Source organism: Rhodococcus sp. USK10 (assembly GCF_019378875.1).
Lineage (GTDB): Bacteria > Actinomycetota > Actinomycetes > Mycobacteriales > Mycobacteriaceae > Rhodococcus_F > Rhodococcus_F pseudokoreensis.
The window spans coordinates 58,551-82,255 of sequence record NZ_CP076046.1 but is presented as its reverse complement, the minus strand read 5'-3'; the positions used below and the strand labels follow the sequence as shown (position 1 = coordinate 82,255).

The 23,705-nt window shown below is 66.5% G+C and carries 23 protein-coding genes and 1 pseudogene; 12 read left to right on the top strand and 12 right to left on the bottom strand.

What is annotated here, in order from left to right:
- The first annotated feature begins 3 nt into the window (after positions 1–3).
- The 3 genes from I1A62_RS00420 (at position 4) to I1A62_RS00410 (ending at position 3,236) form a co-directional block, all read left to right on the top strand.
- Complete coding sequence (locus I1A62_RS00420; RefSeq protein WP_219453378.1) at positions 4–1,524, top strand: hypothetical protein; 1,521 nt, start codon at positions 4–6, stop codon at positions 1,522–1,524.
- A gap of 34 nt (positions 1,525–1,558) precedes the next feature.
- Positions 1,559–2,383, top strand: coding sequence for a hypothetical protein (locus I1A62_RS00415; RefSeq protein WP_219453377.1), 825 nt, complete (start codon positions 1,559–1,561; stop codon positions 2,381–2,383).
- 151 nt (positions 2,384–2,534) lie between these two features.
- Positions 2,535–3,236 (top strand): hypothetical protein, encoded by a 702-nt coding sequence (locus I1A62_RS00410; protein ID WP_219453376.1) that lies wholly within the window; start codon positions 2,535–2,537, stop codon positions 3,234–3,236.
- A gap of 339 nt (positions 3,237–3,575) precedes the next feature.
- Here I1A62_RS00410 and I1A62_RS00405 read toward each other — a convergent pair whose 3' ends face one another.
- From I1A62_RS00405 to I1A62_RS00375, 7 genes are read right to left on the bottom strand one after another with little or no spacing between them, the layout of a single operon-like run.
- On the bottom strand, positions 3,576–4,037 hold the full coding sequence (locus I1A62_RS00405; protein ID WP_219453375.1) for a MaoC/PaaZ C-terminal domain-containing protein: 462 nt from the start codon (positions 4,035–4,037) through the stop codon (positions 3,576–3,578).
- Positions 4,037–4,795 carry an SDR family NAD(P)-dependent oxidoreductase gene (locus I1A62_RS00400; protein ID WP_219453374.1) on the bottom strand — a complete coding sequence of 253 codons (759 nt, stop codon included), beginning with the start codon at positions 4,793–4,795 and terminating at the stop codon, positions 4,037–4,039. Before I1A62_RS00400 ends, I1A62_RS00405 begins: the two co-directional genes overlap by 1 nt.
- 44 nt (positions 4,796–4,839) lie before the next feature.
- On the bottom strand, positions 4,840–5,985 hold the full coding sequence (locus tag I1A62_RS00395; protein ID WP_219453373.1) for an acyl-CoA dehydrogenase family protein: 1,146 nt from the start codon (positions 5,983–5,985) through the stop codon (positions 4,840–4,842).
- Between the two features lie 9 nt (positions 5,986–5,994).
- Complete coding sequence (locus I1A62_RS00390; RefSeq protein WP_219453372.1) at positions 5,995–6,771, bottom strand: enoyl-CoA hydratase-related protein; 777 nt, start codon at positions 6,769–6,771, stop codon at positions 5,995–5,997.
- Entirely contained in the window at positions 6,768–8,438 is a 1,671-nt protein-coding gene (locus tag I1A62_RS00385; protein ID WP_219453371.1) for a long-chain-fatty-acid--CoA ligase, read from the bottom strand. The genes I1A62_RS00390 and I1A62_RS00385 overlap by 4 nt, the downstream gene beginning before the upstream one ends.
- 8 nt (positions 8,439–8,446) lie before the next feature.
- A complete protein-coding gene (locus I1A62_RS00380) occupies positions 8,447–9,622 on the bottom strand; it encodes a thiolase family protein (protein ID WP_219453370.1) in 1,176 nt (391 codons plus the stop codon).
- Positions 9,619–10,464, bottom strand: coding sequence for a CoA transferase (locus I1A62_RS00375; RefSeq protein ID WP_219453369.1), 846 nt, complete (start codon positions 10,462–10,464; stop codon positions 9,619–9,621). The genes I1A62_RS00380 and I1A62_RS00375 overlap by 4 nt, the downstream gene beginning before the upstream one ends.
- A 50-nt stretch (positions 10,465–10,514) precedes the next feature.
- On the opposite strand from I1A62_RS00375, the gene I1A62_RS00370 reads away from it, so the two are divergent.
- The 3 genes from I1A62_RS00370 to I1A62_RS00360 all read left to right on the top strand — a co-directional run bounded on the left by I1A62_RS00370 (position 10,515) and on the right by I1A62_RS00360 (position 12,536).
- The gene (locus I1A62_RS00370) at positions 10,515–11,183 is read left to right on the top strand and encodes a TetR/AcrR family transcriptional regulator (protein ID WP_219453368.1); all 669 of its coding nucleotides are present in this window, start codon (positions 10,515–10,517) and stop codon (positions 11,181–11,183) included.
- A gap of 378 nt (positions 11,184–11,561) precedes the next feature.
- Entirely contained in the window at positions 11,562–12,113 is a 552-nt protein-coding gene (locus I1A62_RS00365) for a hypothetical protein (protein WP_219453367.1), read from the top strand.
- 207 nt (positions 12,114–12,320) lie between these two features.
- A complete protein-coding gene (locus I1A62_RS00360; RefSeq protein ID WP_219453459.1) occupies positions 12,321–12,536 on the top strand; it encodes a hypothetical protein in 216 nt (71 codons plus the stop codon).
- A gap of 513 nt (positions 12,537–13,049) precedes the next feature.
- Here the strand turns inward: I1A62_RS00360 and I1A62_RS00355 are convergent.
- Both I1A62_RS00355 and I1A62_RS45545 read right to left on the bottom strand, forming a co-directional pair.
- A complete protein-coding gene (locus tag I1A62_RS00355; RefSeq protein WP_219453366.1) occupies positions 13,050–14,768 on the bottom strand; it encodes a relaxase/mobilization nuclease domain-containing protein in 1,719 nt (572 codons plus the stop codon).
- The gene (locus tag I1A62_RS45545; RefSeq protein ID WP_374710653.1) at positions 14,765–15,163 is read right to left on the bottom strand and encodes a plasmid mobilization relaxosome protein MobC; all 399 of its coding nucleotides are present in this window, start codon (positions 15,161–15,163) and stop codon (positions 14,765–14,767) included. The genes I1A62_RS00355 and I1A62_RS45545 overlap by 4 nt, the downstream gene beginning before the upstream one ends.
- 602 nt (positions 15,164–15,765) lie before the next feature.
- Here I1A62_RS45545 and I1A62_RS00345 point away from each other — a divergent pair.
- The 6 genes and pseudogenes from I1A62_RS00345 to I1A62_RS00320 all read left to right on the top strand — a co-directional run bounded on the left by I1A62_RS00345 (position 15,766) and on the right by I1A62_RS00320 (position 21,590).
- A complete protein-coding gene (locus I1A62_RS00345) occupies positions 15,766–16,122 on the top strand; it encodes a hypothetical protein (protein WP_219453364.1) in 357 nt (118 codons plus the stop codon).
- 409 nt (positions 16,123–16,531) lie between these two features.
- Positions 16,532–17,647, top strand: a pseudogene (locus I1A62_RS00340) (tyrosine-type recombinase/integrase).
- Positions 17,644–17,970, top strand: coding sequence for a helix-turn-helix transcriptional regulator (locus tag I1A62_RS00335; protein ID WP_219453363.1), 327 nt, complete (start codon positions 17,644–17,646; stop codon positions 17,968–17,970). Before I1A62_RS00340 ends, I1A62_RS00335 begins: the two are co-directional and overlap by 4 nt.
- A complete protein-coding gene (locus tag I1A62_RS00330; RefSeq protein ID WP_219453362.1) occupies positions 17,967–20,264 on the top strand; it encodes a hypothetical protein in 2,298 nt (765 codons plus the stop codon). The genes I1A62_RS00335 and I1A62_RS00330 overlap by 4 nt, the downstream gene beginning before the upstream one ends.
- Positions 20,265–20,359: 95 nt before the next feature.
- On the top strand, positions 20,360–20,986 hold the full coding sequence (locus I1A62_RS00325; RefSeq protein WP_257890296.1) for a hypothetical protein: 627 nt from the start codon (positions 20,360–20,362) through the stop codon (positions 20,984–20,986).
- A 97-nt stretch (positions 20,987–21,083) separates the two neighbouring features.
- Positions 21,084–21,590, top strand: coding sequence for a hypothetical protein (locus I1A62_RS00320; RefSeq protein WP_257890295.1), 507 nt, complete (start codon positions 21,084–21,086; stop codon positions 21,588–21,590).
- A gap of 323 nt (positions 21,591–21,913) precedes the next feature.
- Here I1A62_RS00320 and I1A62_RS00315 read toward each other — a convergent pair whose 3' ends face one another.
- The 3 genes from I1A62_RS00315 to I1A62_RS00305 form a co-directional block, all read right to left on the bottom strand.
- Entirely contained in the window at positions 21,914–22,075 is a 162-nt protein-coding gene (locus I1A62_RS00315; RefSeq protein WP_219453361.1) for a hypothetical protein, read from the bottom strand.
- A 36-nt stretch (positions 22,076–22,111) separates the two neighbouring features.
- A complete protein-coding gene (locus I1A62_RS00310; RefSeq protein WP_257890294.1) occupies positions 22,112–22,429 on the bottom strand; it encodes a WhiB family transcriptional regulator in 318 nt (105 codons plus the stop codon).
- A 69-nt stretch (positions 22,430–22,498) separates the two neighbouring features.
- Positions 22,499–23,608 (bottom strand): alcohol dehydrogenase catalytic domain-containing protein, encoded by a 1,110-nt coding sequence (locus I1A62_RS00305; protein ID WP_219453446.1) that lies wholly within the window; start codon positions 23,606–23,608, stop codon positions 22,499–22,501.
- Positions 23,609–23,705: the final 97 nt, after the last annotated feature.

The window sequence follows — 23,705 nt, the reverse complement described above, 5'->3', positions numbered from 1 at the left end:
CCCATGGGAATGCACGACGATGACGGCATCTACACCGCCACCTGCCACTACTTCCGCTACAACGGCACGCAAGGACTGCCGCATGGCAGCTCCACCACCCAGCACACCTCGCGGGCCGCCGCATTCGAAGCCCTCAACCACGCACTCCGAGCAGCACGAGCCGACCGCGCATCCCAGGTCGACGTGTCCCTCACCCGCGACGACGGTCCCCACACCCAGGTGGTCTTCGCGTCCGGCCTTCGACATGTCGACGGCGTTCACCCGGAGCTCGACGAACAACGCTCTCCGTACTCCCGCGCATGGGAGATGCTCACCACCCATGCCAACGAGATCCTCCCCGAGCTCCGGAACCCGCACTCACCCGTCCACCAACCGCTCTCGCCGGACCTCCACGACGTCGCCTGGGCAGCCCGAAACGTCTACGACGCCGACCGCATGGGGGTCAGGGGGCACGAAGAACCGGCCGACGACCCGTTCGGATACGTACCCGTCACACCCGCCGACTACTACGCGCAGCAACACGAACTCCTCCAAGACCATCTCGCCGGCGAACTCGACCGAGCCAAGGCCCGTGCCCGCGACGCCGGACACAGCGAAGCCCAAATCGACGCCGCCACCCGGACAGACCCGGACCTGGACATGGCATCTCACCGCCAACACTCCGCCGGCATGCTCGCCGCCGTCCGCGCCCTCACCGAACACCCCGCCCTCACCCCGCAGCAGCGACAGGCTCTGCTCACCGCCGCCGACCGCGCCGAGGACACCGTCGCCGAGCTCACTGCGTCCGCCGGCGCTCCACCGGTCGCATCGCCTGTCAACACCACGCCCGGCATCGACACGGCCGTAACCCGTGCCCTGACCGGGGAATCGGAGATCACCCCGGACCAGCAGTTCACCCAGGATGTCGACACTCGTGCGAGCGAACTGATGCAGCTACTGCGGCAGCTCCGAGACGATCGCGAAGTAGTGATCGACGGCGATGTGATCGGCGCCGACTCGTATGACCTCCACAACAAGATCGAGTTCGAATACGGCAAGCTCGGTCAGTCGCTGGCCCAGGACGTGTTACGGCGGACACCGCTCGACGCTGCCTTCGAGGAACAAGTGCACACCCGGGTCGAGTTCGACATGCGCGCGAACAGGCTTCACGGCCAACTTTTCGAGTACGAGCAACTACATCGAATGGCCTTCGACGGCCCCGGGGCCAACGAGCGGCGCGAACAGGCGATCAGGGAGGTCGCTTCGGAGATCGACGCGCACGGACAGTCCGCACGTGAACTCCGGGTGTCCATCAACACCCTCGACACCAGTTCGAATGACGAGTCCTTCTCCGTCTACGTACGCAACGCCCTACGAGCCGATGCACTCGCGACGCAGCAGCAAGCGAGCACCCCACCAGCGCACGTCCTCGACTTCCCCTACCCTCCCCGGGCACCTGGCGCCGCATCAGCACAGACCGTGCTGAGCACCGACGACGCACGCAACCGGTCACCGCGGAAGCGCGACGCCGACCTGGGGCGTTGACCCCGAATCCTCCGAACACCGTAAGGAGAACGACATGTCCGAAGGTCCCGAAGTCGACTCGGCGAACCACGAAGTCAACGCCATGATGCGGGTCGCACTGCAACTGGCCTCCCGCATGGCCGAGAAGATGGCCCGCAGCCGTGAGCGTGACCTCGAACAGGCGCGCCGCGAATCGGCCGAACGCGCCCGCGAACTTGCACAAAGGCTAGAGACCAGTCGCGCGGCCGCCGAGGCATACCTACGTGCCTCGTTCGATGACCAGTGGTGGAACCGTGCACAGCCCGGCGAGATCGCCGACCAGTGGCAGCACGCACAGGCGTGGAAGGAACACTCCCAGGTCGCATCGGAAGCCGTCGAACGGATCCGCGCCGAAACCGCCAAACGGTATGGCATCGACGTGGACGCCCCGAGCGCGGACGAGAAGATCGTCGACGCCCTGCTGCGCGATGCCGAGAACCGCAAAGCTCGCGCCGCCGCTGAACACGGCCGATCCCAAGCCGACACCACGACAGCCAGCCAGATACTCGACGAGGCCGAGCGGACGGATGCCGAACGCGCCGACGAGAACGAACGCAACGAGACGAACAGCGAAGACGGCGAACCGCAGGCACCTGGCGGTGATTCGCTGCGCTCGGCGGCCGACCACGACTACGACTCCGCCGAACGACGCGGCGAGGACGCCGACCAGATGAGGGCCGCCGGCATCGACGAAGAGGAAGTCGCCACCCGCATGCGCGCCGACCTCGACCAAGCCAGACACCCGATCGAAGCAGTGGCCGGCGCGGGCAGCCATCCCAAGGCCCGCAAGGGTCGGGCCAGACGTGGTAAGTCTGCCGAGCGGACGATGACTGGCCGGTGAGCATGCAACGGCCGGCTCAACAGAGGGAGGGACAATGACAGCACAGGACGAGGCGGTTCGAGACGCAATGCGCGGCGCGGTATCCGAGGCTCGCCGCCGTGCACGGCAAGCCACGGAGGTTGACCACCAGGTCCGCGACAAGGCCGTAGGTGTGCTGGTCACCGGCGGGATGAGCGTGCGGACGGCGCGACGTGCGGTGGGCATGACTCACCGCGAGCGTGCGCACGCATCAGCACAGACGGCCGGGGCTATGCTGCGTCGGTGGGCCGAGCGGACGGGCGATCGCATCCGAGGGTCGAGATACAACGTGAATTCGCCAATGGGGCCGGAAGACAGGCAGCATCTTCTGGCCGTGCACGGCGCGCTCGAAGAGATCTGGACCGTCGCGAGCGCAACCACCTCACCGTGGCACCGCGAGGATCTGGAATCGGATCTCGTCATCGCCCGTCATGGGTGTCCAGTGCCGGACGACCGCCGGCATCTGCGGCAGGACGCCCCTGCCGCAGAGTTCACCAACGTCGTCACCGGTGAAAAGGTGCTGGTGTACTCGTTCGAGCGGTGGAATGGCGGTCCAGACGCAGACGGGCGCGGCACGTACCGCATCCTCCGAATCGACCCATCCGGGAAGCAGTTCCCGCAAAGCCCTGTCGACTACGGGCTCGGTGAGAACGCGGACCGCTTCGGTGGTGGGTGGTCTCCACCGGCGTCGGGGGACCACTCCGTTTTCGAGGCACTCGTCGAGGCCATTCAGACACAGCTCGGCATTGTGCCCGACGCCCTCGATGCAACTCCGGCGTCGGAATTGCATGAAGTTCGCCGCCAGCGATCGCTACCGGACCCGCGGCGTCCCTAGCCGGCCCGGGACTGCTGTAGCTCCGGCGAACGGCAAGGGTGGCGAACAGATCCGGTCCGACGCGGATCGGCTTCGTGGCGTTGCTGAAGTTCTTCGAGATCGAGGCCCGGTTCCCGCAATACATCGAGTGCTATCCAGCAGTGAAACCGCAGCTCAGTGGGTATCCCCGTCACGGCTTTGCCGGGGCCTTGATTAGAATGTCAGTGCTTTGGGGCACAGTATTTCGTACTCTCACGTGATCTGCGTGAGAGTACGAATGGCCGTCGACCCCGTACCTGGTCGACGGCCATTCGTGTGGTGTTCTGGTCGTGCGAGAGCGGTGCCCGGTGGCGGCGCCGCTCAGCGAGGTCGGCTGTGCAGGAAGACCACTGCGGTGACTGTGAGCACGAGGTCACCCTCACTGTTCACGAGCTCGGCAGTTGTGGTGACACGACCACGAGCGCGGTCATCGAGTGACACCTCGGTGATTACCATCGATCCGGTCAGCACGTCGTTCGGGCGCACTGGTCGGACGAAGATGGCCTCCTGGATCTTCCTGCCTGCGATTGCCTTCCACCGGCCGTCGACGCGGAGCACGGTGAGCCGCTGGTAGATCGCGAGGGTGTGCAGGCCGCTCGCGATGAGCCCGCCGAAGCCATGGCTCGCGGCGGCAGCGGAATCGATGTGGAACGGTTGTGGATCCCACTTCGACGCGAAGTCGACCACCTCTTCTTCGGTCACCGTGTGGTGTCCGAGCTCGTACTTCTCTCCGACGACCAGATCGTCCGCATAGATGTCGGCGCTCGGGTGATTCTCCGGCATTACTGCGGAGGCATCCGGACGGCGCCATCGAGGCGGATGGTCTCGCCGTTGAGCATCGGATTGGTGACGATGGCTTCCACCAGATGCGCGAATTCTCGGGGATCGCCGAGGCGGTGCGGGTGCAGCGTCAGCGCCTCGAGCGCGGTCATCGCGGCTTCCGGAAGCGAGGCGAGCAGCGGCGTCTTGAACAGCCCCGGGGCGATGGTGTTGACGCGGATCAGCAGCGACGCCAGGTCACGCGCGATCGGCAACGTCGCCGCCGCGACCGCACCCTTGGATGCCGCGTAGGCGGCCTGGCCGATCTGACCATCGAAGGCCGCGCCGGAGGAGGTGTTGACGATGACGCCGCGCTCGCCGTCGACGGGCTCGTTCTGCGACATCGTGTATGCCGCCAGGCGCAGGACGTTGAACGTTCCGATCAGGTTGATCTTGATGACCTTCTCGAACGCGTCGAGTGGGAACGGGCCCTTCCTGCTGACGGTTTTGATGCCGTTGCCGATGCCGGCGCAGTTGACGACGATGCGCAGGGCGTTGTTGGTGTTGGCGAGTTCGACGGCCTTGGTCACCGCGTCCTCGTCGGTGACGTCGGCGGGCACGAACTGGACGGTGTCGCCGAGCGCGGTCAACGCGTCGGTGTTGGCGGATGGGAGGTCGATTGCGACCACGCCAGCGCCGGACTTCGCGAGGGCTGCCACCGTGGCCAGGCCGAGTCCGGAGGCGCCGCCGGTCACGAGTGCACTGGTACCTGCAATCTCCATGGGTGTTCTTCCTTCTTGTTGTGCAGTGCTAGTCGAAAGGTGGCCTAGAGGCTGCGGGCGATCAGGACCTTCATGATCTCGTTGGTGCCGCCGTAGATCTTCTGCACCCGAGCCGCGGCATACATCTGCGCGATGGGGTATTCCATCATGTATCCGTAGCCACCGAAGATCTGCAGGCATCGGTCGATGATCTGGACCTGCTTGTCGGATCCCCACATCTTGACCATCGACGCCGTTGCCGGGTCGAGGGTGCCGTCGAGGTAGCGCTGGATGCCGTAGTCGATGAGCGCCTTGCCGGCGAGCACCTCCGCCTTGCATTCGGCCAGCACGAACTTCGTGTTCTGGAAGTCGAGGATCGGCTTGCCGAAGGCGGTGCGTTCCTTGGCGTACTTGATGGTCTCGAGCACCGCGGCCTCGGCCATTGCAACGGCCTCGATGCCGATGGTGAGCCGTTCGCGCGGGAGCTGCTCCATCAACTGGGCGAAGCCCTTACCCTCGACGCCGCCGAGCAGGTTCGCTACCGGCACCCGCATGTCGGTGAACGAGAGCTCACGGGTGTCCTGGCCGTGCTGGCCGATCTTCTCGAGTACCCGACCGCGCTCGAACCCGGCGAGGCCGCGCGTCTCGGCGACGATCAGGGAGATCCCGTTCTCCGTCTTCGCCACGATCACCAGCAGGTCGCAGTGGGAGCCGTTGGAGATGAACGTCTTCGATCCGTTGATGACGTAGTCGTCGCCGTTCCGGACGGCGGTGGTGCGTATCGACTGCAGATCGGATCCGGTGCCGGGCTCGGTCATCGCAACCGCGATCACCATCTCACCGCTGACCAGTTTCGGGATCCACCGCTGCTTTTGCTCCTCGGAGGCGTAGCTGCTGATGTATTGCGAACCCAGCACCGAATGCACTCCGAAGCCGAACGCCGTGTCGTGCGCGTACGCACGTTCCTGCATGACCACTACTTCGTGTCCGAAACTGCCGCCGCCGCCGCCGTACTGCTCGGGCAGGTTCAGGCACAGCAGTCCGGCGGCGCCGGCCTTGTTCCAGAACTCGCGGTCGACCTGCTGCTGCTTGGCCCACTTGGCCTGGTTGGGCGTTGCTTCCTTGCGGAAGAATTCTGCGGCGTGCTTGCGCAGGAGCCGGTGGTCGTCGGTCTCCCACGGAGAGACATACTCGGGAAACAGTTCAGACATGGGTGTTCTCTACTTTCCGGTGAAGTGGGGGGCGCGCTTGCCGAGGAACGCGGCCTGCCCCTCGAGGCTGTCGGCGGAATGCACCGCCACGTAGAAGTTGCGTTTTTCGTGTTCGAGGCCCTGCCTCAGTGAGGTTTCGAAGGAGGCGAGGGCTGCATCCTTGACCAGCGCCACCGCCAGTGGGGAGTTCTGGGCGATGCGCTGCCCCATCGCGGTCGCGTGGGCGAGCGTGTCGCCGTCAGCCACCACCTCGGCGACCATTCCCGCCGCGCAGGCGTGTTCGGCGTTGATGAAGTCGCCCGTCAGGAGCAGGGCCATCGCCTTGGGTTTTCCGACGGCCTTGATCAGCCGCTGGGTTCCGCCGGCGCCGGGGATTGCCCCGATCTTGACCTCGGGAACACCGAACCGCGCACCTTCGCCGGCGATCACGATGTCGCAGGCCAGCGCCAGTTCGCAGCCGCCGCCGAGGGCGAACTTCTCCACCGCCGCGATGACCGGCTTCGGGAACGCTTCGAGGATCGACCAGAAAGTCGCACCGGTTCCCCCGCCGACCAGCGGCTGGGCGCGGATCTCGTCGAACGCGGTGATGTCGGCGCCGGCGCAGAACACGCCGCCGGCGCCGGAAATAACGACCGCCAGCACATTCTCGTCGGTTCGCAATGTCGTGAGCTCGGCTGCCAGCGCGTCCAGCAGCTCAGTGTTGAGGCTGTTTTTCGCCTTCGGTCGGTTGATCTCGAGGAGCGCGACCGCGCCGTCCCGGGTCGAGTTCAGAATCTGTTCGCTCACAGTGCGGCATCCTTGTAAATGTCGGCGTGCCGGGCCCGCATGACCTTCTTGTCGAGTTTGCCGACGCTGGTGCGCGGCAGCTCGTCGACGAACAGGACTGTGTCGGGGAACTGCCACTTGGCGAACGAGCCTTCGAGGACTGAGACGATGTCATCGCGCGTCAACTCTGCGCCCTCGACGGGAACGATGAGGGCCAGCGGGCGTTCCTGCCACTTCGGGTGTGCGATACCGACAACCGCAGCCTCCTGCACCAGCGGGTGCCCGACGATGGCGTTCTCCATGTCGATCGACGAAATCCACTCGCCGCCGCTCTTGACCACATCCTTGATGCGGTCGGTCAGCTTGAAGTACCCGTTCGGGTAGATCGTCCCGACATCGCCACTGCGCCAGTACCCGTCGAGGAAACGATCGGAGTCGTCCCCGAGCTTGTGGTACCGCTCGATGACCCACGGGCCGCGCACCAGCACCTCGCCGACGCTCTTGCCGTCGTGCGGCAGGTCGTTGCCCTCCGCGTCGACGATCCGGATGTCGACACCGGACGTGGGCAGCCCCTGGAAGCGCTTGAGGTCCCACTTCTCGTCATCGGTGATCTTGCCCTGCAGCGACGGCTTGATCCCGAGATTCATGGCAATCAGCGGGGTCGTCTCGGTTGCGCCGTAGCCCTGGACGAAGTCCGCGCCGGTCAGCTCGTAGAACTCGCGCATCAGCGACAGCGCCGGCTCGGTCGCGCCGGAGAGCAGCCGAGTCTTGCTGAAGTCCGGCTTCGCGTCCAGCGTCTTGATGTAGTCCAGCATCGGCTGGAAGATGGCCGGTGCACCGTTGGCGACGGTGACGTTCTCCGCGATCATCTTGTCGACCAGCAGCGAGGTGTTCTCTGCCATGTAGCGGCCGGGCAGGATTATCTTCGCTGCCGCCCACATGGTGGTGTGCGGCAGCGACCACGACTGGCCGTGGAACATCGGGGTGATGAGCATCGCGGTGTCATCGCGGCGCATGTTGGTGGCCGCGGCCATCGCCATGGCGTGCAGGTAGCTACCCCGGTGCGAGTAGTAGACCCCCTTCGGGCGGCCCGTCGTTCCGGACGTGTAACACGCACTGTAGGTGGAGTTCTCGTCGATGACGGGCCAGTCGATTTCGGTGTCGGCCTCGGCCATGAGGTCCTCGAGGTGCAGGACGTTCTCGAGCGTGGTGTTGATCTCGGCGAGCGGCTTGTCCGACATCACGATCCAGCCCTTGACCTTCGGGGTGTGCGGAGCCAATGCCTCCGCGATCGGCAGGAGGGTCTCGTCGACCAGGATCCACTGCGCGTCGGCGTGGTCGGTGACGTAGCTGAGGTCTTCGGTGGACAGCCGGATGTTCATCTGCAGCATCACCGCGGCGAGGCCGGGGATGGCCCAGCTGAGCTCGAAGTGTCGCTTGCTGTTCCAGTCGAGGATTCCGACGGTGTCGGCCGGGCCGACACCGAGGCCTGTGAGGGCGTTCGCCGCCCGCTTGACCCGGACGTACGAGTCGGCGTAGGTGTACCGCTCCCAGTCACCGGCCGTCGTGCGGTACATGATCTCCTGCTCCGGGTAGGTGCGCACCGCATGCCGGATCAGATTGGTGGTGTTGAGTTGATAGTGGTCGCCGTGTGTCGACGGCAGGCCCTTGACGATGTTCGGGACCATGGTCTTCCTCAGATCCGTTCGATGATGGTGGCGTTGGCGGTGCCGCCTGCCTCACAGATGGTTTGCAGGCCGTATCGCTTTCCGGTGCGCTCGAGTTCGCACAGCAGATCGGTGAGCATCCGCGCGCCGGTCGACCCGAGGGGATGTCCGATCGCAATCGAGCCGCCGTTGACGTTGAGCTTGTCGTCGGGGATGCCGAATTCTCGTTGGACCGTCAGTGGGACCCCGGCGAAGGCCTCGTTGACCTCGAAGAGGTCGATGTCATCGGGACCCAGACCGGCCTGCTTCAATGCCTTGCGGGTGGCGTCGAGGACCGCAGTGAACTGGATGACCGGATCCGCCGCGGCGGCCGCCATCGCCAGGAATCGGGCCCGCGGGAGGAGTCCGTGGCGTTCGGCGTAACCCCGGTCCGCGATCAGCAGCGCCGCGGCGCCGTCACTGACCTGGGAGGAGTTGGCCGCGGTGGTGCTGCCGTCGGCCGCGAAGATGGTCCTGAGCGAGGCGATCTTGGCCGGATCGATCCGCTCCCGGATGCCCTCGTCGGCATCGATCGTCGGCGCCGACGGATCGAGCGGATCGGCGGTGATCGGCACCAACTGGTCGCGGAACCTGCCGGCCTGGGTCGCGGCGAAGGCGCGCTGGTGGCTGCGCATGCTGAACTCGTCGAGCGCGTCGCGGGAGATGTCGAACTTGGAATTGAGCAGCTCCGACGCGGCTCCCTGGGCGACCAGGTTGCCGTCGTAGCGGGCCAGTTCGAGGGGTGCGTACTGCGGCCCGAGCGGCGCGCCCGGCATGAATGCCGCCGGGATCGACACCTGCGACATCGACTCCACACCACACCCGATCGCCACATCGTAGGTGCCGGCGATGACCCCAAACGCCGCGAAGTTCACCGCCTGCTGGCCCGATCCGCACTGGCGGTCGATGGTGACCGCGGGAACCGACTCCGGCAGGCCTGCGGAGAGCACTGCGTGCCGCCCGAGGTTTCCGGACTGGTGCTCGTGCTGCATCGCGCAACCGGCGACCACGTCGTCGATGTCATGAGCGTCGATTCCGCTGCGTTCAACCAGGTTTCGCAACGTGTGACCCAGTAGGTCAGCGGGGTGCCACCGGCTCAGGGCACCGCCCCGCTTGCCGACCGGCGTGCGCACCGCACCCACGATTACTGCTTCCCGATCGGTCATTTCGCGTCTCCCTGTGTGTGATTTCGGATACCGATGAGCGGAATGTCCACGCGTTCGGCGAGTTCCTCCCAGTGGGTGGAGGTGGCGGAGGCGAAGACTTGTTCGAGGTCGTCGCGCGTGTCGGCCACACCCAGTGCCTCGAGCACCCTCGACCGGAAGTGTGGCTCGATTGCCCCCAACGCGACATAGCCGTCGGCGGTCGAATAGATCCCGTACGTCGGGGTGGCGCCCCCGAGCGGCGCACCGACGCCTACCAGTCCGTGTCGCACCGCCGCACCCGCGTCGGCGGCAGCCTCCTCGAGCACGACCCGGATGCGCCGGCCGGTGCCGGATCCGGCCTTGTGTCGCAACGCAAGCAGGGCTGCGGATACAGCGTGTTCGGCGCCGAGCAGGTCGGCGACCGGAACGGTCGGCATCATCGGGGGTTGCAGGGTGCCCTGGGCTGCCTGATAGGTCAGGTCGTGACCGGGAACCTCCTCCCACTTCCCATCGTGACCGACGATCTCCACATGCGACAGGCCGGGGTACCTCTCGTGTGCGTTCTCGAGCCCGAGCCTGCGCAGTGCCGAGGGGCGCATCGCCGTGATCAGCAGGTCGGCACCGGTCAACTCGGCGTCCAGCTGGGCGCGATCGGTCGTGTCCTTCAGGTCCAGCACTGTCACCCGCTGCTTGTCGGTGAGCTCGGCATACCAGCCGGGCGCGGCCACGGCCAAGGGGTCGCCAGTGGGGGGTTCGATCTTGCTCACCGACGCGCCGAACTCGGCCAACCGGGAGGCCGCGAGCGGTCCCGGAAGGTTCACCGCGAGTGAGACGACGCGAACGCCGTCGAGAATGTCGTGCATTGGGCTCCTTCCACCTGCTTCCCTGTACGACTGTATAGCATTCTGCACGAATGTCTAGCGGTTTGCACGGGCTGTATGCTTTTGCCCTGACCGAGGGAGCAAAGTTGGGACCGAGAACCGATCCGCGCGCGGGCGCGGACGACCTGACCGCAAAGGCACGTATCCGCAACACCGCCATGGACCTGTACGCGGAATTCGGCGAGGAACGCACCTCCATGCGCGCAATCGCCGCGGCCGCAGGTGTCACGGTCGGGCTCCTCGTGCACCACTTCAAGACCAAGGACGGCATCCGTGACGCCGTCGAGCAGCTGGTGGTCGACCACTTTGCTCAGGCGATTGAGCAGGCCCCAGCCAGTGGTGACCCCCGAGAGAGTGCCTCGGCACGCGATGCCGCCGTGGAGGAGATGCTCGAGTCGAATCCAGCCGTGGTGAACTACCTGCGCCGAGCCTTGCTGGACCCCGCGGGGTCGAAAGGACAGCTACTCGAGCGCCTGACGGATTTGACCCGCACCGAGCTCGCCAAAGCCCGCGACGCCGGCCTCGCGTCCCCACACAGGCGCGACTCGACACAGATCATCGACATCATGGTCCGTCAGCTAGGTCAGCTCTTCTTGCAACCAATGATCGACACCATGTGGGACCAGGTTTCCGGGTCTGACGAGTCCGGCGCCGAGAAGCCGGTGCTGACGGTGACCGTTCGGGACCCCGACCCGCATTGACAGCACCTTTCATCCCGTAGACGACGCCGGCGCCCGGGCTCACACAGTGTTGCTCGTCATCGTAGGTGCGGGTTCGATCGCGTCACGCCCGAAGTACCGTGGGCTCCCCCTCATATCGTGCACATATCTCCATAAGGAGGTGCGGCGATGCCGCCGCGACGGAGATTCGATTGGGGTCACACCTGACGTGATGGTGGACACCATACTGGCGGGACGGGCGATTCCCGCTGGAAGATATGCTCGCCGAGTGCGGGGTGGCGGAGATCTTCTCGGCCGCCGGGATCGTGAGCGGGAATCCTTCTCGGATCTTGTGCCGTATCTTCCTGTCCCGGAGGTCGGTTCGCCCGGGTGGCGGCGGCTGGTGGGAGAGCAGCAGTGATGGCACCGCGGACACCGGAGCAGATCATCGAGCAGTACACCCCGCGGATGCCGGCGCAGCAGTGGGAGGAGATCGCGCCATTCGTGCGTGACGTCGTCCGGCGGGGGTTCGGCCCGTGTTGCACGCGGCAGTGGTTGAACCGGATCTCGACCGTGCCATCGATGGTGGCGTGGGCGCGCGAGCAGGGGTTGCCGCTCGATGTCGAGGAGATCTTTCATCCGGCGACGGTGAACCGGTATGCGGTCACCGTCCCCGGGTTGGCGGATGCGACACGGTCTTGCCGCCGGGCAACGCTGACGGCGTTGTCGCGGCGGATCACGTGGCTGACACCGTGGGAGCCGCCCCCTGAGGCATTGCCGCACGGTCCGGTGTCGGCGCCGTACACGAGCGAGCAGGTGGAGACGTTGCTGTGGTGGGCGCCGCGGCAGGCGAGTGCGGTCCGCGGGCGGGGTTTGGCGGCGGCGGTGGCGCTTGGTGTCGGGGCCGGCGTGGCCGGCGCGGAGATGTTCAATGTCGGTGCCTCGGAGGTGCGGGTCGCGGCGAGCATGTGATTGTCACCGTGTCAGGGCGGCGGGCGCGGCAGGTTCCGGTCCGGCCGGGCTTACACCGGCGCGGTGCTCGCGTCCGCGAAGCACGCGGGCGGAGGGCACCTGTTCCGGGACCGGTTCCGCGGGTCGAGTTCGTCGGGGAAGTGTCGAAGCATTGTGATCTCCCGCCCGGTCTGCGGCCGGTGCCGTCGTCTCGGTTGCGGTGCCCTGGTGAGCGCGAAGAGCAGGATTCGTCGATTGCACGAGGTCCCCACCGCCGTGCATCGGACCGAACCATGGCAGTTCACGCGGGTGGTCGCGGTGATCAAGCACTGTGCGGCGGGGGAGTTCGTGCGGAAGGTGTTCGACCACCACCGCGGCGCGCACCGGGTCTTCACCGCCGATGCGTTCCTCGCCGCCTACCTGCTGACATCGATGCTCGTCTGACTTACGCGACCCTTGGGGATGTCGACCTTTCCGGCGCGGTCCTCTTCAAACGCTCATGTTCCAGGCAAATGTAGCCGTGTTGTCACCGCCCCAGAAAAGTCGGGGTCTGAGCCGTGCCGTTCTGATCGAAGTGCACATTGAGCGTGCATCGCGGTTCTCCGCGAGCAGGATCAGCGTAGTCATGGACGAGGAAACGTTCGGACGCTCGCTGAACTACATGAGTGCCGGCAAACCCGGGCCGAAGCCGAAAACCGGGACCATATCAGCAGCAGACAGCACCGGGCCTACGTCAGTCGACTCCTGCAAACCAACAACATCGGTTTCCCCATCGAGCGACTGATCCTCGACCAGCTAAGGATCGAAAACCCCGCGGTGAATGCAGACGAACTGACGCAACTAGTGTGAGTAGGTCTGCACCATAGGGGGCATTCCCTGATACGCGGCACGTCGACCGCACCATGGTGGCAAGGCGCGCCAATGTCCGTCGGACGACCTCTGAGGCGGACCGATTTCCTACCTTGCGTTGCCGTCGCTACCGCGTGCGCGGTCGCGACCGGCGTGAGTGCGGGAGGCCGGGTCGAGCGGTGCGGGAATCGGTGACCCGAGACGCCGCGCTGCCTCAGATGGTGGTGCTGCGTTGTCGAGTGCGACAAGCCGCCGCACCTCTTCCTGCTCTGGTGTGAGTGTCGCTGTCGTCGTGCGACCCTGCTCCGTCGATACTTCGTCGCGAGCGGAGTCCGGCAGCGACTGCCGTGGCTGCGCGGCGTGGATGGTGGCAAGCTCGGTGCGCACCAAGTACTCGATGTCGAGTGCGCGGTGCAATTCGCCTGACGCGCGATGCGCATCCGCGATCGCCTCCATGGCTTTCATCAATTGCCGCAGCAACAGCATCGCGGACACACTCTTCGGGAGATGCCCACTGGTCTGCATCACGATCAGGGCGGCACCACCCGCAGACATGGCGCCCTTGGGTGCCCGGTACGCCCGGTGCGCCGGAAGTTGTGCGGACCGTGCGAGCTGACGCGCCGCCGCGGCCAAGGGTCCAGGTGTCGGTTCGATCTTCGAGGACCACGCTGCGAACACCCCGGCCGTACGGCCGGCGGCGCGCGCCCACTGTGCCCGGTCGTCGAGCGGGATGGATCGCAGGTAGGTGTTCCACTTGCCGATGTCCTCGGTCGCGCGGTCCAGCAATTTGGGGTCGAGTTCCTGACTCTCACGTCCAGACCGCACCGTCGGTCGGTCCCGGCGAGCCGCGTTCCACTCGTCGACCGCCGCGGCTGATGCCTGCGGGCTGTCCTCCCACTCGCCACGCAGCCGCGGCAGGGTGAGGTCCTTGGCGAGATGCCCTCCGCCGTAGAAGATTGGAGCGCGCCCTGGGATGGGTCGAATCGCCACTTTGTAGCCGACGACGACGTCGCCGCGCCCGGACGCGAAGCGTGGCCGGGCAATCAGACCCTCGCCACGAAGACGGCGCACGAACTCGGCCTCGGACTTAGATGCGGTTGCGCATGCGCGTACCCGGCGGGCGAGCAGTTCGCGGTCCAGTTCGGTGCCGCCTTCGCGGTGGGCGCGGTGCTGTTCGGCGCGGTGGTAACCACGTTCGCCGGTCTTGGTGTTGCGGGACTCGATGACCGCGAGACCGTGTCTGCGTTCGAGTTTGTTGACGGCTTCGCTTGCGCGGTTCCAGTCACGGTAGAGGTCGACCTTGGTGCCGTCCTCACGCACTGCGGAGGCAGCGATGTGGATGTGGTCGTTGCCCCTGACCGAGAGGCCGTGGCGGACCGCGATCCAGCGGGCGGGGGAGCGGCCGGAGGTGTCAGTGAAGCCCATCTCATCCATGAACTCCCGCGCGATCACACCCCATTGATCGTCAGTGAGCTGTCCTTCGTCGGCGTGCAGTGACAGCGAGCAGTGCCAGACGTTTCCGTCACGGAACGGATCGATCGGGTCCCGGACCTTCTTGCCGTGCGAGTCCCGCACGTCGCTCCCGTGGTCGTCCCGCAGGAAGTTCGGGATCTTCACTTCCGTGCCGAACACACGGCGGGGTTGGTCCAGCTGACGGGCGATCTCGATCGCGTCCTCGTGCGATAGTTCGTTGTCGTCGTGCCACGTCATGATCGCCGAATCGCCGGCCACGAGATGCTGATCGGTGTGTTCGTTCGACCGGCCCGGCCCCTGCAAGTACAACAGCAGCCCGGTCATCTTCTCGCCACGCCCGATCTTGACGATCATCGCGCATCGAACCCATCGAGAATGCCGTCGATCCGCATCGCCAAACGGCGCACCTCGCCGAGCGTGACACCGAGATTCTCGGGCAGATCCCCAGTGGCGTTGGTGGCCTTCGCCATCTGGTTGATGTTGTTCGACAGCGCCGACAGAAGCCGGAACGCACCGAACAACTCGATCGCCAATTCCTGCCGGTCGGTGGCGGTCTCACGGCCCTCCGCCATGGCGGCCTCGACCAGCAGCCGCGGCACGCTCACCTTCGCCTTCTGTGCCCGCGCCAGCAACTCCGACTCTTCCTCCGGAGTGACCTTCACGATGTGGCGATGCTGTCGGCCGCCAAGGACGTTGGCGCGCCTCTCCCGCCGGAACCGGCGCGGACGTTCAGCCGACTCGTCACTCAACGTCCTCACCTCTTCCGGCCCAGCGCAGCGCCCCCACCAAAGTGGGGCTACACGACAGTGTCTCAGGTGAAGGCGGGCACCGCCGAATCTGACACGCCGGATTAGGTCACCTAAACCACTATCTTGCTCCCGCCGGGGCTCGATCAGTTGGCACGCAGCGCCTGCGTCGTGTGCCCGCTTTTGAAAAGAGCACAGGACGAGCGCAGCGAGTTCCTTTGCGCGGTTATCCGGCCGTCCCACCTGTGGTGCGGACCCGATTGTGGGTGCCTGAGATCGAGCGGAGCGGGATAGGGAATCTCGGGCATCCATATGAGGATCAGGGCGCTCCACACTTGTGGTCGGCCAGGCGGCCCGAACGGGCTGACAAAGGGGCCGCGCTGCGCGCGTCCGACGCGACTTCGCCACGGGGGAGTTGTCCCCAAGTGGGTACCGGGCTTAACGGCATTGGGTACACACGACATTTCTCCGCTCCGCTGTGTCGTGTGCACACAACACCTACCCGGACACCCACCTGGGGACAACGGAATCGAGCGCGTGTTCAGTCGGGGGAGGAGCCGCGTGTACGGCTCGAGATTCGCGGTTGCGACCGATACGATCGGGGCATGGAGACACAGCCTCTCGATGACGTATTCGCTGCTCTCGACGCACAGATCCGACAGCAGGCGGAACAGAAGATGAAGACCATTCGTAGCGTCGCCTCAGCGCACCGCACGCTGACAGCCGCGCGGGAAGACTTCGCGCGCAAAGATGCCGAGAACTCGCGGGCGCTCGGCGCCGCACTCGCCGAAGCCAAGGCAGCCGGATTCACGGACGCCGAGCTGAAAGAATGGCGGGCCGACGACGAACCCAAGCGTGCAGCCCGGAAGCCCGGGACCCGCCGGACGAAGCGCGCCACCAACGACACTCGCAACACGGCCGAGACGGGCGAGCCCGCGCTCAAGGCGGTCTCCAACACATAGGCGCGCACCCGGTAACTGCTGACTTGTCAGTGGGCACCGCTAGCGTTCGCCTGTCATCCCCGCGGAATCCCGTGGCGGTGGAGCGAATAGCTAGGAGGCGGTTGCCGTGTCAGCGCAATCCCTAACGGTTCCCGGCCCGGGCAGTGTGGAACGGTTACGCTTCGAGAAGTTCATTGTCCGCGGACCGCGCGATACCGACTGCTGGCTGTTTTCCGGAGCTATATCAACGGATGCGTACGGGCGTAACTAGGCGGAGTTGCATCCGATGACGCATTCGACGCTCTCGAAGTAAGACGCAGCCACAAGCGTAGTTCGTCGGCCCGACACGAGGAAAACTCGAGCGCGTTGCGCGTTCCACCTCGCGTTATGGGGGTTGCCTTACATGCCGCAATGATGCATTCTATGCAACGTGGCCGACACGGCGGATCGCCCCGGTGTCGCCCACTTGGTCCTCGCACCCGGTGTCGCGCATCTGGACCCGGAGACGGCGGTATTCGGTGCGATGTTGGACGGGTGGGCTATGCAACAGGGCGCCCGTTTCCTCCAGCCCGCGACGATCGAACAGCGCCGCGCATTGCTGCGGCGGCTCGCCGAATTCACCAACGACTATCCGTGGAACTGGCAGTGCGCCGACCTCGAGGAATTCATCGCCCACTGTCATCGCGGCACCAAACCGATCGTGGTGTCGACGGCACGGATCTACGAGATCACGCTGCGACAGTTCCTCGACTACGTCACCGACCCACGCTACGGATGGCCACACGAGTGCCGGGAGCGTTTCGGTGTCGCCCCGAGGCAGCTGCTGCACGAGGAAAACTCGATCGTGCACGTCACCGAGCACGAGGGTGACCCGCGTCGGCGGCCGTTAACCTACGACGAGATCCAGGCCCTGTTCGACGCCGCCGATGCGCGGGTCGAACAGATTCGCGCGCACCACCGCAAGGGTGCGGCCGCGGCAATGCGGGACGCCGCACTGCTGAAAACGATTTACGCGTTCGGGATTCGCCGGCGCGAAGCATGGGGGTTGGACCTGGCCGATCTCCGGCACAACCCGAAGGCGCCGTAGTTCGGCCGGTTCGGCGCGTTGTCCGTGCGCTGGGGTAAGTCCTCCCGAGGCAGTCCACCGAAACGGCGCACGGTACTGACGGTTCCGGAAATGGACTGGGTCGTGCCCGTGCTCGAGCAGTGGTGCAGCGAGGTGCGGCCGCGGTTCGGCGCCGACGGGCATCCGGCGGTGTGGGTGACCGAACGCGCCAGTCGGATGTCGCTGCGCCGGATCAACGAGGCGTTCGCCGTGACCCGCGATGCCGCCGGTCTCGATCCGGCTCTGGATCTGCATTGCCTACGACATTCGAACATCACCCATCTGGTCGAGTTCGACTATCCGGAGAAGTTCGTCTCCGCTCAGGCGGGACATTCCTTCGCGGCGTCGACCGCGATCTACACCGGCGTCTCCGACGAATACCGCAACCGACTGCTGCAACGATCACTGGCGAAATTTCCCGACCTCTGGGGGCGAACATGACCAAGAAACTGGGCTGCCGATGGCACCTACGCAACGTCATGGCCGAGCACGACATGTTCGCCACCACCGACCTCGTTCCCCTGCTCGCCGAACGTGGCGTGCACCTGTCCCGGGAACAGGTCTACCGCCTCGTCACCAAAACCCCGCAACGGCTGAGCCTCGACACCCTCGCCGCACTCTGCGACATATTCGACGTCGGCGTCGAGGACCTCATCGAAGTTGCTGTTACCGACGAACCGATCCACAAGAAGGTCTCCGGCACCCATGCGACACCGCCGCCGCCCGTGCGGCGCACCACCATCCGACGACCCCGCGGACTGTGACCTCCGGCGCCGACATCGAGAAGCGGCAGGCGGCGGTGGCCGACCTCGCCGGACTACTCGCGGAGCGGCTGCCCGATGCCGATATCGACGAGCTCACCGAACAGATCGCGGACGTACACCTGACCGCACCGCAGGCGCGGGCGGTGCTCGACCATCTGCGCGCGTATCCACACGGTCTCACCTCCGGTAGCTCCGAGGGTCCGCCCGGGCTGGAGCGGCTCCTCGCCGCACTCGCCGAACGGCATCCCCAGGTTCAACGGATGCGGTGCGCCGACTGCGGCGACGTGCGGGCGTTGCCGTACCGACGGAGCGGGGCGAAGATCTGCAGCCGCTGCTACGGCCGAACCCATCTGATCGTGTGCGTACGATGCGGCAGACAAGGACACCCAGCGGTCCGCGACCCCGACGGCGGCACTGTCTGCATCCGTTGCGTCAGGGCGGATCCGACGCGACACGAACCGTGTACCCGGTGCGGCAAAACCACCACGGTCGCCTACCGGATCGACGGCGCACCGCTCTGCCAGAACTGCGGCCCGCGCAAACGGCACACCTGCAGCGGCTGCGGGCGCACCAACCAGATCGCCCACGCGATCACGGACGACGGGCCGCTCTGTCCGCGCTGTTACCGCCGCGACCATGTGCACGACTGCGGGCGCTGCGGCCGCAGCACGAGGAATGTCCGCGTCGACGACCGCACTGCTGGTACCTGGATCTGCTACCGCTGTTGGACACCGCCGACTGCGGCGTGCAGCAGCTGTGGGAAGGAGAAGCCGTGCGACCGCCGCACCACAGAGGGCCGGCCGATCTGCTCCAGCTGCCGCGCCCGGCAACGCCCCTCGCACCGATGCGCGCAGTGCGGCAACGTCCGGCCGATCCACACCACGCTGCCGCTGGGCCGAATCTGCGGCCCCTGCTACCGGCGCCTGCGGGGTAACCCGGAGCCTTGCACCCAGTGTGGGCAGAGGCGTCCGCTCGTCGCCCACGATGGCGCTGGGGGGCGGGTGTGCGGTCCCTGCTCGGGTGACGACCGCAACTGGTACTGCGTCCGCTGCGGTCGTGTCGACCTCCTCGTCGGCGGCACCCACTGCCTCGCCTGTGACACCCACCTTCGCAGCCGCCAACTCCTCACCGGGCCCGACGGGCGAATCTCCGCGCAGCTCACCGGCCTGCACGCCCTGCTTACCGAACCGGACGCCGTTGAATCCGCACATCGGCTGCTCGCCGGTAACAGCACCTGGATACGGTTGCTCCGCGAACTGGTCGCCGCCGGTGACCCGATCTCCCACACCGTCCTCGACCACCACGGGACCGACATCCCGGTCGAGCATCTGCGCAGCATCCTCCTCCACACCGGCGCCCTCGAACCCCGCGGCAACGCCGTCGATTCGGTTGCGCCGTGGCTCGACACCCTCGTCGCCGACCTGCCCACGGATCTCGCGGCCACGGTGCGCGCGTACGCGTCCTGGTCGGTATTGCGCCGGGCCCGCGGCCGCGCCGCACGTGGACATCTCAGTGTCAGCGCACCCAAGTACGCGCGTGTCCGCCTGCAGGTCGCCGTTCAGTTTCTGACGTGGCTCACCGACCACCACCGCACGCTGACCGAGGCGACTCAGGCCGATGTCGACCGCTGGCTGGGGGAGGGGGCCAGCACCCGCCACCGACTGCGGGACTTCCTGCGCTGGGCGCACCAACACGATCGTGCCGCCGACCTGCACGTGTCCTGGCTCGGCCGCGACGGTCTTCCCTCCCAGCTTCTCGCCGACGACGAACGCTGGTCCGCCCTACGCCGGTGCCTGACCGACGACGGCCTCGACCTGCGAGTGCGGGTAGCCGGCGCCCTCGTCCTGCTCTACGGCCAGATCCCCACCCACATCGTCGAACTCACCACCAGCGATCTCGGCATCGACAGCCGAGGTGACAGCACCCTACGGTTGCGCGATCGTCCCGTCCTGCTGCCGCCGGCACTCGCCGCTCTGACCACCGAGCTCACCAGCAGGCCGGATCGCCGCCGTCGCGGGGCACGTTCGTCAACGACGCCGGAATGGTTGTTCCCCGGCCTGCGTCCCGGCGCACACCTCGATTCCGGTCGGCTCGCCCTCCTCCTACGCACCGCCGGGATCCCGGTACGGCCCGCCCGCGGCGCCGCGTTGGCGGCACTCGCCGCCGATCTGCCCGCACCCGTACTCGCGGACCTCCTCGGCATCTCTGTCAGCGCCGCGACTCGCTGGAGCGCCCTCGCGGCCCGCGACAACGCCGAATACCTCGCCGCACGTGTCGAACATCCACCCCGCTGACACACCGCACCCGAGCACGAGCGAACCCATGGTGTCGGTCCCCGCCCCTACCCTCACCGGTAACAGCACCAATGAGCAGCGAGCGGAGGGAAGCCATGGTCACCGCCGCCGCCAGCGCACCGATGCTGCCGGGAATGCCCGCCTCCCCGGCAGTCTCTGAGATCGAGCAACTCGCCCTGATCGGCCAGCCGCAACCGATCCGGGTCCCCGAACTGCTGTGGCGATCCTGGCTCGACGACCCCACCGTCGTCGCGCGATTCGAAGCGAAGACCTACCGACGCCCGGTCGGCCGGTGCACGGTGTGGCTCGGCAGTGTCTCATCCACCGGTCACGGATCCTTCCGTGCCGCCAGTTTGCCCGGCCCGTCCCGGCGCGGCACTGTTCCCGCGCATCTGTTCGCCTACCAGCTCGAGTACGGTGTCATTCCGCGGCTGGGGTGGTCCGGTACCGACGACGCGGTGTTGTGTCACCAGTGCGACTTCGCCGGCTGCGTCAACCCACAGCACATGCGGCTGGGCACCAATACCGTCAACCGCACCGAGTACCACCTGCGGCGCCGCAACCTGGCCAGCCCGCTTTCCGACGTCCGTGGCCCGGCCGGGCGTACCCGTGCGATCGCCGCCGCGATCCGGACAGCCCTTAGCTGTGAAGTGGATCCGGACAGCATCGAACAGCGGATCAGATGCGCCGAAGCTGCGGGGTTACCCCTCACCCTCTGGTAGCTGGTCGACACAGCGAACTTGCCGGGACCACGAGAGGAACTGACCACGGCCGTACGGCCTGCAGAGATTGTCGCGAGTGGGTGAGAGACTGCTCCGCGTGCATGCGTTCATCGACGAATCCAAGCGGGGCGAGTACGCCCTGTGCGCGGTGACCGTGGCGACCGGCGACCTCACGGCGCTGCGGAAGCAGATGAACGCGCTCCGCCCGCCCGGACACACCCGCATCCACATGACCGGTGTCGGCAAGAAGCTGGCACCGAAGATCGTCGCCGAGGTCGCCCGACTGGAGGCGACCAGCCGGATCTATCTGATGAGCTCGCGGAAGGTCAACGAACGCCAGGCCCGCGACGCAACCCTGGCTGCCGCGGTGCGGGATCTGGCGCAGATGCCGGTGACAAACCTGGTCATCGAGTCATGCGATCAGGACCACGAGGACAACCGCATCATCCGCGACGAACTCGGCGCCGGGGCCCCGTTCCGGTACAGCCACGACCGGCCGAGCAATCCGCTCCTATGGTTGCCCGACGTCCATGCTTGGGCGTGGGGCCGAGGCGGCAGCATGCGGGCGAAGATCGCACATCGGATCACCGTCGTGCGGGTGTAGAAGACACGAGAACGCCCCTCTAGACGCGAGGGGCGTTCGTCGTATGTTGGTGGGCGCGCAAGGCTGGAAACCGCTAGGTGGGGCTGCCTACAGGGGTACTTACGCCCCGGAGACCTCCTACACGAACCACTTCCCTCGGCTACTGCCTCGGGCACCCACATTATGTGGTGGCGGTTGCGTCGACGCAACCGCGAAGCCCCTGGCCTGCACAGAGACGCAACTGTGGTGCCCGCCGGAGAGCGCTTGTGTACTACGCCGGCGCCCAGCGTCTTACCCGACCCTGGAGAGCTGAGACTGCTCTCGCAAACCCGACCGGTGATAGGTCAGCGGTGCTCGGCATCGTCCTGGGCTGCGATCAGAGCCGACCATCGCATGACCGCATGTGATTGGGCGAGCGCGGCCACCGGCCTCGTCAGCGGTGCCGACAGCCACCCGCCGACGACGCTGAATCCGGCGATCACGGCGTGGAGGAGGAAGATCGGCATGGGCATTCTCCGTGTTCGTCAGGATCGGCCTTGTCCTCACGCGCTGCGCTCGGCGGCGTTTTCGGCACGGCCTCGGCCGCGGCCGAGGATGCGGTCGCGGTCCTCTTCGGACATCCCGCCCCAAATTCCGAAGGGTTCTCGCACGGCGAGCGCGTGGTCCCGGCATGGCCGTTGAACGGGGCACCGGGAGCAGATCTTCTTGGCCTCGTGGATGCGCTTCTGCCTCTTGGTGCCGCGCTCGTTGGCGGGGTGGAAGAACAGTGCGGGACTGACCAGCCGGCACATCGCGGCGAGTCGCCAGTTCAGTTCGTCGGCCTCGGGGTCGTTGTGTCTGACGGTTCGGAAGGCCCGCACAGCGGTGCTCCTTGTGCTGGAGGGCGCCCCGGCGCCCCGCACCGGTGGGTGATGCGGGGCGCCGGCGGATCAGGGGACGCTGATGAAGTTGGTGAAGCCGCCGTGCCGGGCCGGGAGGTCGGCGAGGGCTTCGTTGATCTTCTCGAGCGGGAAGCTGTGATGCTCGAAGACCGACAGGTCGAGGACCCCGGCGCCGGCGAGGTCGGCCATGTCCTGGGCCTCGGCGGTGGAGAACCACAGGCTCCCGAGGACACTGATCTGGCTGCACATCAGCGAGAACATGTCCAGCGGTGGGCGTTCCATCATGCCGCCGATGTCGACGGCCACGCCGCCGCGGCGCAGGGCGGTGATGGCGTCGAGGAACGATTCTGCCGGTGCGCCGGGGCCGAGGGAGTCGATGACGATGTCGACACCCTCCCCGTTGTTGTGCTCGCGCACCCAGCTGCGCAGGTCGCCTCCGCCGGCGGACAGGACGTGGATGCGGTCGGGGGCGATCGCTCGGACGTCCTCGAGGAGATCGGCGTTGCGGCCGGTGCCGAAGATGCGGCTCGCACCGAGCGCGAGGGCGCTCAGGCAGGTGCCCAGACCCAGGGTTCCGGAGATGCCGTCGATCAGGACGGTGGAGCCGGGCCCGGCGCCGGCCTTGCGCAGTGCCGAGTAACCGGTGCCGAGGTATCCGAATCGGGCGCCTTCCTCGAACGTGACGGAGTCGGGTAGCTTCACCAGGTTACGTTGCGGCGCAGTCAGATACTCGCCGAGACCGCCGTAAGGGTAGGCGTCGAAGATCTCCTGGCCGTCGGCGCCGAAGGAGAAGTAACCCATGAAGGTGTACTTGTCGCAGTTCTGGTCCTGCCCCTGTCTGCAGGCGCGGCAGCCGCCGCAGGCGATGCCGGGGTTGACGTAGACGCGGTCGCCGACGGCGATCTCGGTGACGTGGCTGCCGACGGCGGCGACGACACCGGCGGAGTCGAGGCCGAAGATGGCGGGGAGCTTCGGAAGCGGCAGGTAGGGGAACCATTCGCTGTAGGTGGCGAGCACGTTGGACAGGTTCGGCACGACGTTGCAGGCCTTGACCTGCACCAGCACATCGGTGGGCCGCGGTTCGGGGATCGGGAGTTCCTCGATCTGCATCGGCTGGTTGATCTCGTGGAGGCGGGCGACGCGCATGGTCGACTTCATGAAAGGGAACTCCTGAGGGTGTTCGTCTGGCGGGTTAGCGGGATGGCGGGCACGCGGAGTGCTGGTGTGGGCGCCGCGGGGCGCCCACACCAGTACG

Coding starts and splice junctions, on each gene's coding strand:
- I1A62_RS00420 (WP_219453378.1), top strand. CDS start 4: ATGGGAATGCACGACGATGACGGCATCTACACCGCCACCTGCCACTAC.
- I1A62_RS00415 (WP_219453377.1), top strand. CDS start 1,559: ATGTCCGAAGGTCCCGAAGTCGACTCGGCGAACCACGAAGTCAACGCC.
- I1A62_RS00405 (WP_219453375.1), bottom strand. CDS start 4,037: ATGCCGGAGAATCACCCGAGCGCCGACATCTATGCGGACGATCTGGTC.
- I1A62_RS00400 (WP_219453374.1), bottom strand. CDS start 4,795: ATGGAGATTGCAGGTACCAGTGCACTCGTGACCGGCGGCGCCTCCGGA.
- I1A62_RS00395 (WP_219453373.1), bottom strand. CDS start 5,985: ATGTCTGAACTGTTTCCCGAGTATGTCTCTCCGTGGGAGACCGACGAC.
- I1A62_RS00385 (WP_219453371.1), bottom strand. CDS start 8,438: ATGGTCCCGAACATCGTCAAGGGCCTGCCGTCGACACACGGCGACCAC.
- I1A62_RS00380 (WP_219453370.1), bottom strand. CDS start 9,622: ATGACCGATCGGGAAGCAGTAATCGTGGGTGCGGTGCGCACGCCGGTC.
- I1A62_RS00375 (WP_219453369.1), bottom strand. CDS start 10,464: ATGCACGACATTCTCGACGGCGTTCGCGTCGTCTCACTCGCGGTGAAC.
- I1A62_RS00370 (WP_219453368.1), top strand. CDS start 10,515: ATGTCTAGCGGTTTGCACGGGCTGTATGCTTTTGCCCTGACCGAGGGA.
- I1A62_RS00365 (WP_219453367.1), top strand. CDS start 11,562: ATGGCACCGCGGACACCGGAGCAGATCATCGAGCAGTACACCCCGCGG.
- I1A62_RS00355 (WP_219453366.1), bottom strand. CDS start 14,768: ATGATCGTCAAGATCGGGCGTGGCGAGAAGATGACCGGGCTGCTGTTG.
- I1A62_RS00345 (WP_219453364.1), top strand. CDS start 15,766: ATGGAGACACAGCCTCTCGATGACGTATTCGCTGCTCTCGACGCACAG.
- I1A62_RS00335 (WP_219453363.1), top strand. CDS start 17,644: ATGACCAAGAAACTGGGCTGCCGATGGCACCTACGCAACGTCATGGCC.
- I1A62_RS00325 (WP_257890296.1), top strand. CDS start 20,360: ATGGTCACCGCCGCCGCCAGCGCACCGATGCTGCCGGGAATGCCCGCC.
- I1A62_RS00315 (WP_219453361.1), bottom strand. CDS start 22,075: ATGCCGATCTTCCTCCTCCACGCCGTGATCGCCGGATTCAGCGTCGTC.
- I1A62_RS00305 (WP_219453446.1), bottom strand. CDS start 23,608: ATGAAGTCGACCATGCGCGTCGCCCGCCTCCACGAGATCAACCAGCCG.